A 17,202-nucleotide genomic window follows, 5' to 3' on the forward strand; every position below is an offset into this window, starting at 1 on the left:
GCTGAGGGCGTGATCATCCTCGCGGCGACCCCGATCGGAAACCTCGGGGACGCGTCCCGCCGCCTCGTCGAAGCCCTCTCCGAGGCGACCGTCATCGCCGCCGAGGACACCCGCACGACCCAGCGCCTGCTGGCCGCTCTCGGCATCGCGAACCGCCCGCGGCTGATCGCGCTCCACGACCACAACGAGAAGGAGCGGGCGCCCGAGCTCGTCGAGCTCGCCCGCGACCAGGACGTGCTCGTGCTGAGCGACGCCGGCATGCCCACGGTGAGCGACCCCGGCTACGGGCTGGTGGCAGCGGCGGCCGCCGCGGGCGTCGAGGTGACCGCTATTCCGGGGCCCAGCGCCGTCGTGACCGCGCTCGCGGTATCAGGGCTGCCGACAGACCGCTTCACGTTCGAGGGTTTCGTGGCCCGCAAGCCGGGGGAGCGCGCGGCGGCCTTCCGGGGCCTCGCCTCCGAGCCCCGCACGATGGTCTTCTTCGAGGCGCCCTCGCGTGCGGCGGCGACGCTGGCCGACATGGCGACCGCCTTCGGCGCCGACCGTCGCGCCGCCGTCTGCCGCGAGCTGACGAAGCTCCACGAGGAGGTGGGGCGCGGCTCCCTCGCCGACCTCGCCGCGTGGGCCGAGGCCGGTGTGCGCGGTGAGCTGGTGATCGTGGTCGAAGGCGCGCCCGCGCGGGAGGTGCCTTTCGCCGACGCCGTCACGCAGGTTCTCGGGCTCGTCCGCGACGGCACCCGGCTGAAGGCAGCCGCCGCCGAAGTGTCCGGTGAGACCGGACACTCCAGCCGCGAGCTGTATCAGGCCGCGCTCTCCGCACGCGGGTAGCGGCGCCGGCGGATCGCGAACAGGATCCCACCGCCCGCGAGCATCACCAGCCCGACCCACAGGGCGGTCAGGGTGACGCCCGTCGGCGGCAGCGACGCCGGGACCGGCGCGCAGGCGGTGGCGGCGGCATCCGCGTCGGTGAACGCGATCGTGGCGGCGTTGAGCAGCCCCGTGCCCTCGGCATCCGACCCGGTCGTGCAGTCCGCCTGATCGGCGGTGATGTTCGCCGCGACGCGGGCCGTCACGCGGACTTCGTAGGTGTGGGTCAGTCCGCCGTCGATCGTGACGGCGGTGGCGACTCGCGTGTCTTCGATGCCGTCCCAGCCCGGCTCGACGGGGAGGCCGTCGCCCGACGCCACGGTGGCCGTGACCACGGTGATGCCGGCGCCGAAGCGCAGCTCGTCGTCGAGGTCGTAGGTGTCGGCGAGCGCGCCGGGGTTCGTCACGGTCAGCGAGTATGAGATGGCGTATGCGCCGTCGGACTGCGCAGTGGGCCCGGACGCGACCGACTTCGCGATCTCGAGCGGAGCGAGGTAGGCGTTCACGAACGTGCAGTACACCGTGGCCTGAAGCGGCACCACGACCGCCACCGACGACCCCTCGACGAGCGGGTCGCTCTCCGAGCCGACGCACTCGACGTCGTCGAGCATCCAGCGCTCGAGCACGGTCGTCTCGGTGACCGTGTACTCGCCGGGGGCGACGAGGCCCGTGGAGTAGGGGTCGGACTCGTCGGTGAGGGTGAACTCCTCCCCATCGGGACCCCACTCGAAGTCGAACTCCTGCGGCGAGCCGGCGGGCAGGGTCGTCTTGTCGACGACGATCGAGCCCCACTGCGTGTTCGTGAAGGTGCAGACCACGATCTCACCGGGGTCGAGCACGATCGTGCCGACGAGGTCTTCCACCGTCGACGCGCCGCCCTCGGGGTCGCTGTCGGCGCAGAGGAGCTCCGTGTTGTCATACCCCTCGGGCGACCACTCCGTGACCTCGTACTCTCCCGGGGTGATGTCCAGGAAAGTGGCTGATCCGGTGCCGTCGGACGTCTCGATCGAGAAGTTCTCGGGGTCGAGCCACGAGCCGGTGAAGTCGAACGTCCCGTCCGCGCCCTCGACGTTCTTGACCACGACGATGCGTCCGACCGCGATGTTCTCGACGTCGCAGGAGATCTGGTCGCCGGGCTCGACGACGAAGCCGGTCACATCGAGCTCCGTGATCTCGCCATCGGCGTGGGCGACGGTGCAGAGGAGTTCGCCCTCGATCCAGCCCGGCAGGTCGATCTCCGACAGCGAGTAGAGTCCGCCCGGGGTGAGACCCGTGAACGTCGCAATGCCCGTGCCGCCCTCGGTGGCCACCGACGCGACGATCGCCTCACCCGCGGGATCGATCGGCGTCAGCACCCACTGGAACGTCGAGTCGCCGCCGAGCGCGGTCTTGGCGATCGTGATGTCGATGGGCTCGAGGACGTTCTGGATGGCGCAGGCGACCGCGACGCCCGGCTGGGCGACGAAGGTCACCGCAGCGGGGTCGGAGTTGGAGTCGTCGATCCCGGTGCAGGTGAGCGTGCCCTGCACCCAGCCCGCCGCGGACTGCTCGGTCAGCGTGTAGGTCTCGCCGGCGAGCAGGCCCGTCCATGTGGCCGTCTGGGAACCCGGACCGGTCCCGGAGATCGACTGAGCGCCGCCGACGGGCGTGACGCCCTCGGAGGGCGTCAGCGCGAACGGGAACGACCATTCATAGTCGCTCGTCACGCCGGTGACGCTCTTGGTGACCGACACGGATGCCGGAGCCGCCGTGTTCTCGGCGGTGCAGACGAATGAGGTGCCGGGTTCCAGGGTGAACTGCCAGCCGTCCTCGCCGGTCCTCGTGTCGACCACATCGCACTCGAGCGCGCTGGTCCACCCGGGTTGCCCGACTTCGGTCAGGCTGTACTCGGTCCCCGGGGCGATGTCGGTGATTTCGATCGACGGGGCTTCGGACGTGAGCGTGATGGTGCGGACGTCGCCCGTCGCGATGTCGGTGAGCAGGAAGTCGAACGACCAGGGAACGCCGTCGGCGATGCCGGTGGCCGTCTTCTCCAACTGGAGCGACACCGGATCGGCCGTGTTGAGGAAGACGCACTGAGCGATGCCCGCCGGCGGGAGGTCCACCGTCGCGGTCAGCGTCTGGAGGTCGATTGCCGAGCTGCCTCCGTCGGAGACCTCGCAGGTGATGTCCGTCAGGGTCCAGTTGGGCAGAGCCCCCAGGTCCTCGCTGATGTCGTACTGGCCGCCCTCGAGCGCCGGACTGACCCACGTCGCCTGACCGGGGAGGGGGTTCAGCGTGAATGTGTCCGTGGGCTCCTCACCTGAGGGCCCGAACTGGAACGCGAAGTCCTCGTCGTACTCGAACGGGTCGGACTCCTTGACGACGATGATCTGTCCCGGGCTGGCGTTGACGAAGTAGCACGTGACGGTGTCGCCCGGCGCGAGGTCGAAGGCCGCGGTCGCGGTGTCGAAGACCACGTCCTGTCCGCCGATCGTGCAGATCAGCGATCCGAGCAGGGTGCCGTGCTGGCCGCCGGGCTCCGTCACCGAGTACTGGCCGGGGGTCACCCCGGTGAAGGTCTGGGTGTAGTTCGTGCCGTCGCCGGTCTCGGCGTTGATCGAGAAGCCGCCTCCGGCAGGAAGGGCCGGCGACCCGGACGTCCACGTGCCGGTGAAGGCGAACTCGGTGTTCGGCGGTGTCCCGAACGCCTCCTTGCTGATGACGATGGTGCTCAGCTGCGTGTTCGTGAAGGTGCACGACACATCCTGCCCGGCGACCGTCGTCACCTCCGCGAAGGCGTCGGATTCGTTGATCACCGAGTTCGGGTCGCTGCATGTGATGTCGGGCTCGCCGACCCAGCCGTCGGGCACGACCTCGGTGATGTCGACCGTCGAGCCGGGCGCGAACGCGAAGGTGGCGCTCTCCCCGTCGGTGAGCGTCGCGGCGTTGCCTCCGACATCGAACGAGAACTCCTGGGGCGATCCGTCGGGGAGCGTCTGCTTGGTCACGGTGACCGTCGAGATGGCGTTCGTGATCACGCAGTCGGTCTGCGCATCCGGGTAGACGGTGAAGGGGTCGGTGGGAGTGCTGAGCTCGAACACGATCGGCTCGGCGGTGCCCGGTCGTGTCGTCGTGCACACGATCGACTGCTGCGCCCATGGCGCGGTCAGCGCTTCGGTCAGGCGGTAGTCCGTCGCCGCGAGCACGTTCGGGAACGTGTCCGTCTCATCGATGCCGAGGTCGTCGACGATCTCGGTCGCACCGGAGTCGGGAAGCACGATGCCCGCGCTCGCGCGATCCACGCGGTAGTCGAAGCGATCGTCGGAGGCGAATCCCGCTGGGACGACGTCCTTCGTCACCGTGAGCGTGCCGCAGTTCGAGATGGTGAGCGGGTCGGCGGCGTCCAGGTAGTCCTGCGTCTGCGCGGTGAAGTCCGACCCGGTGCGTGAGATCTGGGTCGACACCGAGAATGAGCTGCAGGCCGAGGGGTCGAACAGCCCAGCCGTGGTGAGGTCGACGGCGAACTCTCCGAACGTCGCCTGCGGCTGGTTGCCGACCGGCAGAGGGCCCTCGGTGCGCACGCCGACCGACCAGGCGAAGTCGACGGGCTGACCGGTGTCGACCCACTGTCCCGGACCGTTCGGATTCGCGCATGCGTCGTTCGCCGTCGGCGTCCAGCGGCGGAAGTGCACCGTCACCGTGCCGAGGTTCGACTCGTAGTCGAACACCACCAGGATGTCGTCGCATCGACCTGCGGCGGGTCCTTCCAGGCTTTGGAGCAAGCTCAGACTGCCGTTGCCGACCAGCCGCGTCCAGTAGGCGTACAGGATGGCGTGCCGCCGGCCCTGGTCGTCGGTCACCACCTCGTACGCCGAGCCCGTACTGCAGATGTCGCCCTTCTCGTTCACGTTCGCAGGGCCGGGCGCCCACGGGACCGTGTTCGGAGTCTGAGAGCCCGGAGCGCCGGTCGCATCGGCGGTATCAGGGCAGGCGCCGGCGAGGCTGCCGTTGTCCCACGAGAAGGCGGCATCGAGGATGCCCGTCGACGGCAGCCCTTCGGCGGTCGTGTAGGGCCCCGTCGGGGTGAAGGTGTAGCTGCCGTCCGGTGCGGGCGGGGTGAGGAAGGAGTCCCAGTCGAAGGTGGCGGGGGGAGTGCCTCCGACCTTGTCGCCGTCGAGCTCGAAACCCGTCTCCAGGCCCGAAGGCTCGAGCGTGGCGGCTGTCGCTGCGCCAGCGCCCGCGACGGGCACCAGCAGCGCGCCGAGGAGTGCGCCGACGGCGACGAGGGAGACGAAGCGGGTGCGCGACATGGCTGACCTTCCTTAGGAGGAGGCCGACGCCCAAACCGAGGCGCCCACAGCCTCTCGCCGGATAGGTCTGAGAATGTGCAGACCACCGACTTGAGCGAGAACCTACCGGATACCGCCTTCCGGCGCGACCAGTTGAAGCAATCCGCTCCTCGCTCGTCCTCCCTGGCCGGTCTGCGCGTCGCCGGCGCGCACCCCGCGCCCATCACACTGCCGACGACCCTCGTGGTGCGCGAGAGCGCCTGAGTATTACGTTCGGGGCGTTTCCCCGGCGCGCCCGACGGCGTCCGGTCACAGCGGCGGCGGCGGCATCCCGTCGAACTAGACTCGTCGGGTGACTTCCGGCCCCTCGTCCTTCTACATCACGACGCCGATCTACTATCCGAGCGACGTGCCCCACATCGGCCACGGCTACACCACCGTGGCGGTCGACACCCTCGCGCGCTGGCACCGCCAGGCGGGCGACGACACCTGGATGCTGACGGGCACCGACGAGCACGGTCAGAAGATGATGCGTGCCGCGTCGGCGAACGGCGTGACGCCGCAGGAGTGGGTCGACAAGCTCGTCACCGAGGCCTGGTTCCCGGTGCTGCAGACGCTGGATGTCGCCAACGACGACTTCATCCGCACGACGCAGCAGCGCCACGAGGAGCGCGTGCAGCAGTTCGTGCAGGCGATCTACGACCGCGGCTACATCTACGCCGGCGAGTACGAGGCGCTGTACTGCGTGGGCTGCGAGGAGTTCAAGCCCGAGTCCGAGATCGTCGACGGCACCGGCGCGTTCGAGGGCCTCAAGGTCTGCGCGATCCACTCGAAGCCGCTCGAGCTGCTCCAGGAGAAGAACTACTTCTTCAAGCTGAGCGAGTTCCAGGACAAGCTTCTCGAGCTGTACTCGAGCGTGCCCGACTTCGTGCGCCCCGAGTCGGCGCGGAACGAGGTCGTCTCGTTCGTCAAGAACGGGCTGAAGGACCTCTCGATCTCGCGCTCCGCGTTCGACTGGGGCATCCCGCTCCCGTGGGACGAGTCGCACGTCATCTACGTCTGGGTCGACGCGCTGCTCAACTACGCCACGGCGATCGGGTACGGCACCGACCCCGAGGAGTTCGCCCGCCGCTGGCCGGCGTACCACATCGTCGGCAAGGACATCCTGCGCTTCCACGCCGTGATCTGGCCGGCGATGCTCATGGCTGCCGGCCTCGAAGTGCCCCGCGGCGTCTTCGCGCACGGCTGGCTGCTCGTCGGCGGCGAGAAGATGTCGAAGTCGAAGCTGACCGGCATCGCGCCCACCGAGATCACCGACGTCTTCGGCTCGGACGCGTACCGGTTCTACTTCCTGTCGGCGATCGCGTTCGGTCAGGACGGCTCGTTCTCGTGGGAGGACCTGTCGGCCCGCTACCAGGCCGAGCTCGCGAACGGCTTCGGCAACCTCGCCTCGCGCACGACCGCCATGGTCGAGCGCTACTTCGAGGGTGTCGTGCCGCCGCCCGCCGAGTACACCGCGGCGGATCTGCACATCCAGAAGACGGTGGCGGATGCCGCGGCCAACGCGGACGCCGCGATCGAGCGCTTCCGCATCGACGAGGCGATCAGCTCGGTGTGGACGATCGTCGACGCGCTGAACCTGTACATCACCGAGAACGAGCCGTGGGCGCTGGCGAAGGACGAGGCCCAGCGCGAGCGCCTCGGCACCGTGCTGTACACGGCGGTCGAGGGCCTGCGGGCGCTCGCGGTGCTGCTGTCGCCGGTCATGCCGGAATCGACGGAGAAGCTCTGGGTCGCGCTCGGCGCCGCCGAGTCGCTCGGGCGCCTCCAGGACCAGCGGATCCGCGAGACCGGCGCCTGGGGCGTGCTGAAGCCCGGCACGTCGGTCAACGGCCTGGCGCCGCTGTTCCCGCGCGTCGAGCAGTCGGTCTGACTCCGTACCAATATCCATGTCCCGATTTCGCGGCGTCGTGTCCCGATAAGCCGGCGTTCGGGGCCGAAGAGCGCAAGAAAGTGGGACACATCAGTGAGTGAAGCGACCGCCGCAGTCCCGTACCCCGCGGAGGGCTCCGACCCCTCGCAGTACGTCCGCACCCGCGAGAAGGGATCGCGGGACGTCACCTATCCCGACGCCCCGGAGCCGCTGTCGGTACCGGTGTACGACAACCACGCGCACCTCGAGATCGAGGACGGCGAGGTCGGTCTGTCGCTCGACGAGCAGCTCCAGCGTGCTGGCGAGGTCGGCGTCGCCGGCGTCGTGCAGGCCGGCGGCGACATCGAGTCGAGCCGGTGGTCGGCATGGGCCGCGGCATCCCATCCCCGCGTGCTGGCAGCCGTCGCGATCCACCCGAACGAAGCGCCCGCATACGCGGCCGCCGGCCGGCTCGACGAGGCGATCGCCGTCATCGACGAGCTGGCGGCGCAGCCGCGTGTGAGGGCGATCGGCGAGACGGGGCTGGACTTCTTCCGCACCGGCGAAGATGGCCTGCCCGCCCAGTTCGAGAGCTTCGAGGCGCACATCGGTCTCGCGAAGAAGCACGGGATCGCGATGCAGATCCACGACCGTGACGCCCACGACGCCGTGCTCGAGACCCTCGCACGGGTCGGCGCGCCGGATCGCACAGTCTTCCACTGCTTCTCTGGCGACGACGCCATGGCGCGGATCGCCGCCGAGCGCGGCTACTACCTGTCGTTCGCGGGCAACGTCACGTTCAAGAACGCCCAGAACCTGCGCGATGCGCTCGCGGTGACGCCGCGCGAGCGGATCCTGGTCGAGACGGATGCCCCGTTCCTGACGCCGATTCCGCACCGCGGCCGTCCGAACGCGCCGTATCTGGTGCCGGTGACCGTGCGCTTCATGGCCGCCGAGCTCGGCGTCGATGTCGACGAGTTCTGCGCCCAGGTCGCCGCCAACACCCTCGAGGCCTACGGCTCGTTCGAGGACTGACCGGAGCCTCGAGGAGCAGACGTGGACGACGAGCTGTGGGACGTGACGGATGCCGCCGGCATCCCGACCGGACGCACGCACCGTCGCGGCGACCCGGACTTCCCGGCAGGGATGTTCCACATCGTGGCGTCGGTGTGCGTCGTGCGTGGCGACGGGCTCGTTCTCATGACGCGCCGCGCGGCCACCAAGGATTTCCCGCTGGACTGGGAGTTCCCCGCCGGCAGCGCGCTCGTCGGCGAGACGAGCCCTCAGGCCGCGGTGCGCGAGCTCGTCGAGGAAACCGGGGTCCAGGTCGGCGCCGACGACGTGGTCCTGGTCGGTCGGCTCACCGAGCGGACGGCGCTGTTCGACGTCTACGTCGCGGTCGTGGCGGGCGACCCGGCACTGGCGCTCGATCCGGAAGAGGTGTGCGAGAGCGCGTGGGTCCCCTTCGCGGAGGCGCTTCGCCGCGCAGCGGCGGGCGAGATGGCAGCGCCCTGGGTGCCGCGGCTGCAGGAGCTGGGCGCCCGGCTCGCACAGCGCGTTCAGCCGTAGGCGAGCCGCGTCAGTCGGGCAGCGGCATGCCGCCGGCGCCCGGGTCGCTCCCGCGATCGATCTCGTCGGCCGACTCCGCATCCAGCACCGGCTTCGCGGCGGCGATGTGCGAGATCGACCGCCACACCAGTGCGAGCGTGATGGCCGAGCCGGCGAAGGCGAACCACCACGGCGCCGTGAGCCCCCACGTCTGCGCGATGATCCCGCCGAGGAACTGACCGATCACCAGTCCGCCGAAGACTCCCACCATGTTCACCGAGGCGATGCGGCCCTGCAGTTCCATCGGCACCAGACGCTGGCGGACGGTGGTCGAGATCGTGCCCCACACGAAGGCGTACAGGCCGAAGCCGAACATGATGACGAACGCCACCGCGGGCGAGGTCGTGAGCGCGAACGAGAGGTGCATGAGCACCTCGAGCGACAGGCACACCCGCATCAGCGTCGAGAACGATACGTGCTTCTCGAGCCAGCCGAAGCTGAAGATCGCGATGAAGCCGCCGAGCGCCGAGGCGGTGGCCAGGGCGCCGTAGCCGACCGGTCCCATGCCGAGGTATTCGGTGGCGTACAGCACGAGGACGCCCCACGGGGCGGCCCAGGTCACGTTGAAGACCAGGATGATGATCACCAGCGTGCGCACCGGCGCATTGTGGCGCAGCCACTGCAGCCCCTCGCGTATCGCGTGCACCTTGGTCCCGGGGGACGATTCCGGATGCTGGGGGACGGGCGTGCGTGCGATGCGGGAGATCAGCAGCACCGCCAGCGACACGCACAGCACCTGCAGCAGGAACGGCCAGAACGAGCCGAGGGCGAACAGGAACGCACCGAGCGGTGGTCCGGCGAGCTGGTTCGCGACGAGGTAGCCCGCCTGCATGCGGGCGTTGCCGATGCCGAGGTCGGCGGGCTTGACGAGCATCGGCAGCAGGGTGCTGCCGGCCGAGTCGGCGAAAACCTCGGCGGTGCCGTAGAGGAAGCTGGTCGCCAGCACGAGCCAGACGGTCGCGTTCCCGGTGAGGAGGAACACCACCAGGGCGAGCACGACGAGCGCCCGCACACCGTTGGCGAGCATCACCAGGCGCCGCCGGTCGTGGTGGTCTGCGACGGCACCGGCGAGCAGGCCGAACAGCAGCCACGGCAGGAACTGCATCATGGCGCCGGCGGCCACGAGGATGGGCGACGAGGTGAGCGAGGCGATCAACAGCGGCGCGGCGGCCAAGGCGATGCCGTCGCCCAGGTTGCTCGTCCACGAGGACGCGAGGAGCCACCGGAAATCGGTGCCCAGGCGGCGTGGTGCGATCAGTGCGCCGAGCGAGGGCATCCGTTCATCCTAGAGGCGGGACGGATGCCGCAGCCGCCGCGGTCTCAGCTCGTGGGCGTGGCGGCGCCCTTGTGCGTGAAGAGCGTCTCGGTCTGCTCGATGTCCATGCCCTTGGTCTCGGGGATGCGCAGCAGGACGTAGAAGAACGACAGCGCCGCGAACACCGCGTACATGCCGTACGTGAGGGGCAGCGACCACGACGACATCGCGGGGAACGAGATCGTGATGAGGAAGTTCGCGATCCACTGCGCCCCGGCTGCGACGCCGAGCGCCTTGCCGCGGATGCGACTGGGAAAGATCTCGCCGAGCAGCACCCACACGAGGGGCCCCCACGACGCGCCGAAGCCTACGACGAACACGTTGGCCGCGATGAGCGCGATCGGCCCCCACGGTGCGGGCAAGGTGACCGCGCCCTCGGCATCCGTCTCGGAGAACACGAAGGAGATCGCCATCAGTCCGAGCGACACGGCCATCATGACGGAGCCGGTCAGCAGGATGGGCTTCCGGCCCACGCGGTCGACCAGGAAGATCGCGATGAGGGTCACGAGCACGTTGGTGATCGAGGTCACGACGCTGATCGTGAACGAGTCGCTCTCATCGAATCCGACCGACTGCCAAAGGCTCGTGGAGTAGTAGAAGATCACGTTGATGCCGACGAACTGCTGGAACACCGACAGGATGATGCCGACCCAGACGATCCGCTGCAGGCCCAGCACGGGACCCCGCAGCGAGACGCCGGCGTTCTTGCGGTCGCTCTCGATCGCGGTCTGCAGGTCGCGGATGGTGTGGTCGAGGTCGGCGGCCGGCACGAGGCGCGAGAAGATCTCCTTCGCTTCGGCGTACCGTCCCTTCGCGATGAGATAGCGCGGCGACTCCGGCAGGGTGAACGACAGGATGCCGTACACCGCGGACGGGATGACGCCCACGAGGAACATCCAGCGCCACGCCTCGAGGCCGAACCACAGCACCTCGTCGGCGCCGCCGGCGCTGTTCGCCAGGAGCGCGTCCGACAGCAGGGCGGCGAAGATGCCGAGCGTGATCGCGAGCTGCTGCAGCGAGGCGAGCCCGCCGCGGATCTGCCGCGGCGCGATCTCGGCGATGTAGGCAGGGGCGATGACGGACGCGATGCCGATGCCGAGACCGCCGATCACGCGCCAGAGCGCGAGGTCCCAGGCGGAGAAGGCGAGCCCGGCGCCGATCGAGCTGACGAAGAACATGATGGCGCCGAGGAACATGACCCGCAGGCGCCCCCAGCGGTCCGACAGGTTGCCGGCGATGATCGCGCCGACGGCGCAGCCGAGCAGCGCGATCGCGACGACGAAGCCGGTGATGACGTCGTTCAGCGCGAAATCCTGCGAGATCGAGTCGACGGCGCCGTTGATCACCGACGAGTCGAAGCCGAACAGGAATCCGCCGACCGCGGCGGCGACCGAGAGGCCGATCGCGCGGCGCCCGTACGGGCTGCGGAGGGAGAACGCGTCTGCGGGGATTGATCCGGTCGAGCTCATGGTCGTACGCTAGCGGCCGGGTGGGACCGGAGCGAGGTCATCGGCGGCCGGTCGGCGAACCTCGGACGATCCGGGTTTGCGCACCCGCACACCGTACAGTGAACGCATGCCCGTGACACTCCTCGGCGCGGCCGAGATCCGTGCCCTCGCCGCCGAACTCGACGTGACGCCGACGAAGAAGCTCGGGCAGAACTTCGTCGTCGACGCCAACACCGTCCGCAAGATCGTGCATGTCGCCGAGGTGGTTCCGGGCGACCGCGTGGTCGAGGTGGGGCCGGGTCTCGGATCGCTGACCCTCGCGATCCTGGAGGCCGGGGCATCCGTCACCGCCGTCGAGATCGACCACCGCCTCGCGGAGCGTCTGCCCGCGACCGCCGCCGCACACGGCGTCGCGGACGGGGCGCTCACGGTGGTCGATGCCGATGCGCTGCGTGTCACCGAGCTGCCCGGCGACCCCGCGGTGCTCGTCGCGAACCTGCCCTACAACGTGAGCGTGCCGGTGCTGCTGCACTTCCTCGAGCACTTTCCGGGGTTGGATCGCGGCGTCGTGATGGTGCAGGCAGAGGTGGGGGAGAGGCTCGCCGCCCCGCCCGGGTCGAAGGTGTACGGCGCACCCAGCGTCAAAGCGGCCTGGTACGGCCCCTGGCGGCTGGCGGGAACCGTCTCGCGACAGGTCTTCTGGCCCGTCCCCAATGTCGACAGCGTGCTGGTCGGGTTCCGCCGGGATGCGGAGCCGCGCGGTGACGAGGCCCTGCGCCGGAGGACGTTCGGCATCGTCGACGCGGCGTTCCAGCAGCGGCGCAAGATGCTGCGGCAGGCGACGTCCGCGGTGCTCGGTGGATCCGCAGCCGCCGCGTCCGCGGTGCTGGAGAGCGCCGGCGTGGCGCCGACCGCGCGCGGCGAGGACCTCTCGATCGACGATTTCGTCCGAATCGCGCACGCGGCCGGAGATCCCGACGCGGTGTGAGTTTGGTCATTGTTCACCGTGTGGTGACCGAATAGCCCGAAACATGCCGGTAACATTTCTGCGTCTGCCGTCCCGCTACACGGGCAGCTTGCCTCGCGGCCGACCGGAGTGAACCGACATGCGACCCGCCGAGCACCCGGCCCCTGAACGCATCCTGCTGCACATCAGTGACACCCACCTGCGCGCGGCGTCCACGCCGCGCCTGTTCGATGCCCTCGACGGGGCGGCTCAGCTGTCACGCGCGCTGGACGTCATCGAGGCATCGGGCGTGCGGCCCGATGCGGTCGTCTTCACGGGCGACCTCGTCGACCTCGGCGAACGCGGCGCCTATGCGGATCTGCGGGCCCTCGTCGAGCCGTTCGCCGAACGGATCGGCGCGCGCGTGCTCTGGGTGATGGGCAACCACGACGATCGCGCGGCGTTCCGCGCCCAGCTGCTGGACGAGGCCCCCGATCTGCGTCCCGTCGACCGTGTCGACGAGCTCGACGGGCTCCGCGTCGTCACCCTCGACACCAGCGTTCCGGGGCACCACTACGGCGAGCTGCGCGACGAGCAGCTGGCCTGGTTGGCCGGGGTGCTCGCCACCCCGGCGCCGCTCGGCACCATCGTCGCGATGCACCACCCGCCGGTTCCCGCGGTGCTGCCGCTCGCTGCGAGCGTCGAGCTGCGCGATCAGTCACGGCTGGCGGCGGTGCTGCGCGGCACCGATGTGCGGGCCATCATCGCCGGCCACCTGCACTACTCGACGTTCGCCACCTTCGCCGGCATTCCGGTGTCGGTCGCTTCGTCCACCTGCTACGCGCAGGACCTCACGGTTCCCGTCGGCGGCACCCGCCCCCAGGACGGCGCGCAGGCCTTCAACCTCGTGCACGTCTACGACGACACCGTCGTGCATTCGGTTGTGCCGGTCGACGCGCCGCGGACCCTGGAGCACATCGACGCCGACGAGGCGCAGCGCCGGCTGCGTGCCGCCGACGTCGCGCCGCTCAGCGTCGTCCGGAGGGATGCGCCGACCGAGCCGATTCCTCTGCTGCGCTGAGCTCGGCGCGCTCCCACGGCGCCCGCACCGGGAACATGCGCTCCAGCGAGTCCCGGAGGCTCTGCACCCGGACGTCCTCGGGGACCTCGGCGTTGCCGCCGTCGTTGAGGCAGAACATGTCGACGTCGGTGCGCTCGGCGAGACGCTGCATGCGCCGGAGCCCGGACGCCATCGTGGTCTGCGCGTAGCGCACGCGCGGCTCGTGAGTGGCGACCGCGCGCCCGGTCATGAGGGCGTAGTAGTGGTAGAGGCTGTTCGTGACCGAGATGTCGGTGGCGGAGCGGAAGCGGGATGCCGCGGTCCGCGCGAAGTCGTCGGGGAAGGCCTCCTCGAGTTCCGCCATGACGCTCTTGCGCAGCGGCGTCGCGCAGTGGTCGAGGTCGCGCACGATGGTGCGGCCGAATCGCTCGCTCAGCAGGGCCCGGTTGACGCGGAGCCCGTTGTCGTGACCGCTGCGGTGCGACGCCGGGGCGCCGGCGCCGATCCGCACCTCGCACTCGACGAACTTGGTCACGCCCGCCGGGGTGAAGAAGAGTTCGGGCTCGACCAGGCGGCCGAAGAACATGTCGTCGTTGGAGTACAGGAAGTGCTCGGCGAGGCCCGGGATCCGGTGCAGCTGCGCCTCGACGGCGTGCGAGTTGTGGGTCGGCAGCACCGAGGGGTCGGCGAAGAACTCCTCGCTGCGCACGATCGTCACCTTCGGGTGCTCGAGCAGCCACGACGGCGCCGGCGAGTCGGTCGCGATGAAGATCCGCCGCACCCAGGGCGCGTACATGTGGACGCTCCGCAGCGCGTAGCGCAGCTCGTCCACGTGCCGGTAGCGCGCGGGACCGTCGTCGCCGTCGCCGACCACGTACTCGGCCATCTGGGCGGCGCGCATGCGCTGGAAGGCGCTCGACGAGCCGTCCACCCACGAGAAGACGAGGTCGACGTCTTCGGTGAACTCGTGCGGCTGCGGGTCGAACATGCCGTCCAGCGTCCGCCACGCACGCCCGTACCGCTCGACGGTCGTGTAGGTGACATCGTCGGCGGGCGTGAGCTTGCGCGTGAGGGCGTTGTCGTGGGGCGCCTCGACGACGTCGTCGGCGAAGCGCCAGAACTCGAGGTGGGCGCCGAGGGCGGCGGTGTAGCGGAGCGTGCCGTTGCGGCTGATGCGCGGCCGGTAGACGCGGACGCCGGACGGGGCCGCGGGGAACGGCGAGGCGTCGGAGGCGAGCACGGGCGGACGCCCCTTCGCCTTGATGTACACGGGCTCCGTCGCGCAGAGGCCGGCGAGCGCGGCCAGCGCGCTCTCGCGATCGGCGAGGTCGACGGCCAGCGCGGGGATCGCGCGGTCGTGGCGGATCAGGGTCACGGCGATGCCGGCTGCCTCCAGGGCACCGGCGGCGAGCAGGAGATCCGTCGTGCGGGCCTCGACCGGCGTGACATCGTCGTGCACGACGTGCAGGATGCCGCGGTCGACGGCGATGTCCGCGCGCTCCAGCAGTCCCGTCCACGTGAGGGCGGGCTGCGGCAGAGCCGAGAGTGCGGCCATATTTCCTCCTTCGCTGGCGACGCGGTGTCGCCGTCCGGTGTGGTCACCTTAGGCATCATCCGTTACGAAGACGTTTCCGACCGCATCCTTGACATGCTGGCATCCCGTGTGTCCAGTGTGCACCGGTGCGGGGGAGCACACACCGGGGGCGCCACCTGCGTTCCGCACGCCGCGCCGATAGCCTGGACCGGTGACCGAAGACGCGCGCTACCAGTCCCGTGGAGGAGACCTCCACCGCCCCTACGCCGCCGCTGCCGACCGCTACGCTGCGACGGGCTCAGCGGCAGGGAGGGAGTACCGCCGCGTCGGCACGTCGGGCCTCACCCTTCCTCCCGTTTCGCTGGGCCTCTGGTGGAACTTCGGCGACAACATCCCCTTCGACAACCAGCGGGCACTGCTGCGCCACGCGTTCGACCGTGGCATCACCCACTTCGATCTCGCCAACAACTACGGCCCGCCGTACGGCAGCGCCGAGACGAACTTCGGCCGCATGATGCGGGAGGACTTCGCGCCGTACCGCGACGAGCTCATCATCTCTTCGAAGGCCGGCTACGACATGTGGCACGGGCCGTACGGCAACGGCGGCTCGCGCAAGTACCTGCTCGCCAGCGCGGAGCAGTCCCTGCAGCGCATGAGCATCGATTACGTCGACATCTTCTATTCGCATCGCGTCGACCCCGACGTCCCGGTCGAAGAGACGGTGGGCGCGCTCGATACCCTGGTACGTCAGGGCAAGGCCCTCTACGTCGGAATCTCGTCGTACAGCGCGGAGCGCACGGCGGCCGCGGCATCCGTCGCCCGCTCGCTCGGCACGCCGCTGGTGATCCACCAGCCGTCGTACTCGATCCTCAACCGCTGGGTCGAAGACGGCCTGACCGGGGTGCTGCGGCAGGAGGGCATGGGGGCGATCGCGTTCACGCCGCTGGCGCAGGGCCTGCTGACCGACAAGTACCTCGGCGACGGCTCGGCGGAGCGCGCCCAGAAGCGGGCGTCGCTTCCCGCCGGATCGCTGAGCGAGAAGGGCCTCTCGACGCTCCGCTCGCTCGACGTCATCGCCAAGGAGCGCGGGCAGACGCTTGCCCAGATGGCGATCCAGTGGGTGCTGCGCGACCCGGTGGTCGCCTCCGCGCTGATCGGCGCGTCGCGCCCGGCGCAGCTCGATGAGAACCTCGAGGCCCTCGCGGGTCCGGCGTTCGACACCGAGGAGCTGGAGCGCATCGACGCGCTGTCGGACGGCATCGACGTGGACCTCTGGGCGGAATCGGCGAACCGGTGACGCAGGCCCTCGCCGCCGACGGCGTCCGGGTGCGGGCCCCGGGAAAGCTGAACCTCTTCTTCGAGGTCGGCGGTGTGCACGACGACGGCTACCACGACGTCGCCTCGGCGTATCAAGCGGTGTCGCTGTACGAGGACGTGTGGGCGTCGCCCTCCGACGAGTTCACCGTGGCGATCTCGGGCACCGTCGACGTGGCGGGCGTGCCGGCTGACGATCGCAACCTCGCGGTGCGCGCGGCGCGGCTCGTGGCGCAGCGCATCGGATACGACGGCGGCGTGCACCTCGACATCGTCAAGCACGTGCCGGTCGCGGGCGGGATGGGCGGCGGATCAGCGGATGCCGCGGCCGCCCTCGTCGCGTGCGATGCGCTGTGGGGTGCGGAGCTGGGCACCGCCGAGCTGCACAAGCTCGCCTCCCGGCTCGGCGCCGACGTGCCGTTCGCGCTCATGGGCGGAACGGCGATCGGGACCGGCCGCGGCGACCAGCTGAGCCCCGCCCTCGCGAAGGGCCGGTTCGACTGGGTCGTGGTGCCGTCGAAGGCCGGACTGTCGACGCCCGAGGTGTACGCGCATCTCGACGAGCTGCGGGCGCGCCCCGACATCGCGACCGCCGCCCGCGTGCCCGCCGTCGACCCCACGGTGCTGCAGGCGCTCCGCGCCGGCGATCCGGTCGCGCTCGCCGAGCACACCCGCAACGACCTGCAGGTCGCCGCCCTGTCGATGCGGCCGCAGCTGCGCGAAGTGCTGGAGCTGGGTGAGGAGTCCGGAGCGCTGGCCGGGCTGGTGTCGGGGTCCGGCCCTACGCTGGCCTTCCTGGCGGTCGATCCCGAGTCGGCACTCGAGCTGCAGATCACGCTTTCGGCCGCCGGGTACGAGGCGCTCCACGTGCACGGGCCGGTGGCCGGCGCGCGCGTGGTGGCGTGAGACCGGCGTCCTGACCCAGAG

The 17,202-nt window shown here is 70.1% G+C and carries 13 protein-coding genes; 9 read left to right on the plus strand and 4 right to left on the minus strand.

Annotated elements, in window-relative coordinates; all coding sequences use genetic code 11:
• Nucleotides 1-9: 9 nt before the first annotated feature.
• A complete protein-coding gene (rsmI, locus tag B2K11_RS12495; protein WP_163618613.1) occupies nt 10-828 on the plus strand; it encodes a 16S rRNA (cytidine(1402)-2'-O)-methyltransferase in 819 nt (272 codons plus the stop codon).
• Here the strand turns inward: rsmI and B2K11_RS12500 are convergent.
• Nucleotides 801-5,159, minus strand: a complete 4,359-nt coding sequence (locus B2K11_RS12500; RefSeq protein WP_163618614.1) for a hypothetical protein — start codon at nt 5,157-5,159, stop codon at nt 801-803. The two genes, rsmI and B2K11_RS12500, sit on opposite strands and share 28 nt — an antisense overlap.
• Before the next feature lie 75 nt (nt 5,160-5,234).
• Between B2K11_RS12500 and B2K11_RS12505 the strand changes: the two genes are divergently transcribed.
• From B2K11_RS12505 to B2K11_RS12520, 4 genes are all read left to right on the plus strand, one after another.
• A complete protein-coding gene (locus tag B2K11_RS12505) occupies nt 5,235-5,402 on the plus strand; it encodes a hypothetical protein (protein WP_163618615.1) in 168 nt (55 codons plus the stop codon).
• Nucleotides 5,403-5,490: 88 nt separating this feature from the next.
• On the plus strand, nt 5,491-7,071 hold the full coding sequence (metG, locus tag B2K11_RS12510; protein WP_163618616.1) for a methionine--tRNA ligase: 1,581 nt from the start codon (nt 5,491-5,493) through the stop codon (nt 7,069-7,071).
• Nucleotides 7,072-7,164: 93 nt separating this feature from the next.
• Complete coding sequence (locus tag B2K11_RS12515; RefSeq protein ID WP_163618617.1) at nt 7,165-8,085, plus strand: TatD family hydrolase; 921 nt, start codon at nt 7,165-7,167, stop codon at nt 8,083-8,085.
• Between the two features lie 21 nt (nt 8,086-8,106).
• A complete protein-coding gene (locus tag B2K11_RS12520) occupies nt 8,107-8,619 on the plus strand; it encodes an NUDIX hydrolase (protein ID WP_163618618.1) in 513 nt (170 codons plus the stop codon).
• 10 nt (nt 8,620-8,629) lie between these two features.
• Here the strand turns inward: B2K11_RS12520 and B2K11_RS12525 are convergent, their stop codons facing one another.
• Both B2K11_RS12525 and B2K11_RS12530 read right to left on the minus strand, forming a co-directional pair.
• Nucleotides 8,630-9,934 carry an MFS transporter gene (locus B2K11_RS12525; protein ID WP_163618619.1) on the minus strand — a complete coding sequence of 435 codons (1,305 nt, stop codon included), beginning with the start codon at nt 9,932-9,934 and terminating at the stop codon, nt 8,630-8,632.
• 44 nt (nt 9,935-9,978) lie between these two features.
• Nucleotides 9,979-11,442, minus strand: a complete 1,464-nt coding sequence (locus B2K11_RS12530) for a sugar porter family MFS transporter (protein WP_163618620.1) — start codon at nt 11,440-11,442, stop codon at nt 9,979-9,981.
• A 106-nt stretch (nt 11,443-11,548) separates the two neighbouring features.
• Here B2K11_RS12530 and rsmA point away from each other — a divergent pair, with 106 nt between their 5' ends.
• Together rsmA and B2K11_RS12540 are read left to right on the plus strand one after the other, a co-directional pair.
• The gene (gene rsmA, locus B2K11_RS12535; RefSeq protein WP_163618621.1) at nt 11,549-12,409 is read left to right on the plus strand and encodes a 16S rRNA (adenine(1518)-N(6)/adenine(1519)-N(6))-dimethyltransferase RsmA; all 861 of its coding nucleotides are present in this window, start codon (nt 11,549-11,551) and stop codon (nt 12,407-12,409) included.
• Nucleotides 12,410-12,527: 118 nt separating this feature from the next.
• Nucleotides 12,528-13,448 (plus strand): phosphodiesterase, encoded by a 921-nt coding sequence (locus B2K11_RS12540; protein WP_163618622.1) that lies wholly within the window; start codon nt 12,528-12,530, stop codon nt 13,446-13,448.
• Here B2K11_RS12540 and B2K11_RS12545 read toward each other — a convergent pair.
• Nucleotides 13,396-14,982: a stealth conserved region 3 domain-containing protein gene (locus B2K11_RS12545; protein WP_163618623.1), complete on the minus strand. Its 1,587-nt coding sequence runs from the start codon at nt 14,980-14,982 to the stop codon at nt 13,396-13,398. The two genes, B2K11_RS12540 and B2K11_RS12545, sit on opposite strands and share 53 nt — an antisense overlap.
• A 190-nt stretch (nt 14,983-15,172) precedes the next feature.
• Between B2K11_RS12545 and B2K11_RS12550 the strand changes: the two genes are divergently transcribed.
• Together B2K11_RS12550 and B2K11_RS12555 are read left to right on the plus strand one after the other, a co-directional pair.
• Nucleotides 15,173-16,258, plus strand: coding sequence for an aldo/keto reductase (locus B2K11_RS12550; protein ID WP_163618624.1), 1,086 nt, complete (start codon nt 15,173-15,175; stop codon nt 16,256-16,258).
• Nucleotides 16,255-17,181 (plus strand): 4-(cytidine 5'-diphospho)-2-C-methyl-D-erythritol kinase, encoded by a 927-nt coding sequence (locus B2K11_RS12555; RefSeq protein ID WP_163618625.1) that lies wholly within the window; start codon nt 16,255-16,257, stop codon nt 17,179-17,181. The genes B2K11_RS12550 and B2K11_RS12555 overlap by 4 nt, the downstream gene beginning before the upstream one ends.
• The last annotated feature ends 21 nt before the right edge of the window (nt 17,182-17,202 follow it).

The organism is Microbacterium sp. B35-30 (assembly GCF_010634855.1).
GTDB lineage: Bacteria > Actinomycetota > Actinomycetes > Actinomycetales > Microbacteriaceae > Microbacterium.

What these genes read in the sequence shown, in the direction of transcription:
- B2K11_RS12540 (WP_163618622.1), top strand. Translation starts at nt 12,528, where the DNA reads ATGCGACCCGCCGAGCACCCGGCCCCTGAACGCATCCTGCTGCACATC.
- rsmA (WP_163618621.1), top strand. Translation starts at nt 11,549, where the DNA reads ATGCCCGTGACACTCCTCGGCGCGGCCGAGATCCGTGCCCTCGCCGCC.
- B2K11_RS12545 (WP_163618623.1), bottom strand. Translation starts at nt 14,982, where the DNA reads ATGGCCGCACTCTCGGCTCTGCCGCAGCCCGCCCTCACGTGGACGGGA.
- B2K11_RS12525 (WP_163618619.1), bottom strand. Translation starts at nt 9,934, where the DNA reads ATGCCCTCGCTCGGCGCACTGATCGCACCACGCCGCCTGGGCACCGAT.
- B2K11_RS12500 (WP_163618614.1), bottom strand. Translation starts at nt 5,159, where the DNA reads ATGTCGCGCACCCGCTTCGTCTCCCTCGTCGCCGTCGGCGCACTCCTC.
- B2K11_RS12530 (WP_163618620.1), bottom strand. Translation starts at nt 11,442, where the DNA reads ATGAGCTCGACCGGATCAATCCCCGCAGACGCGTTCTCCCTCCGCAGC.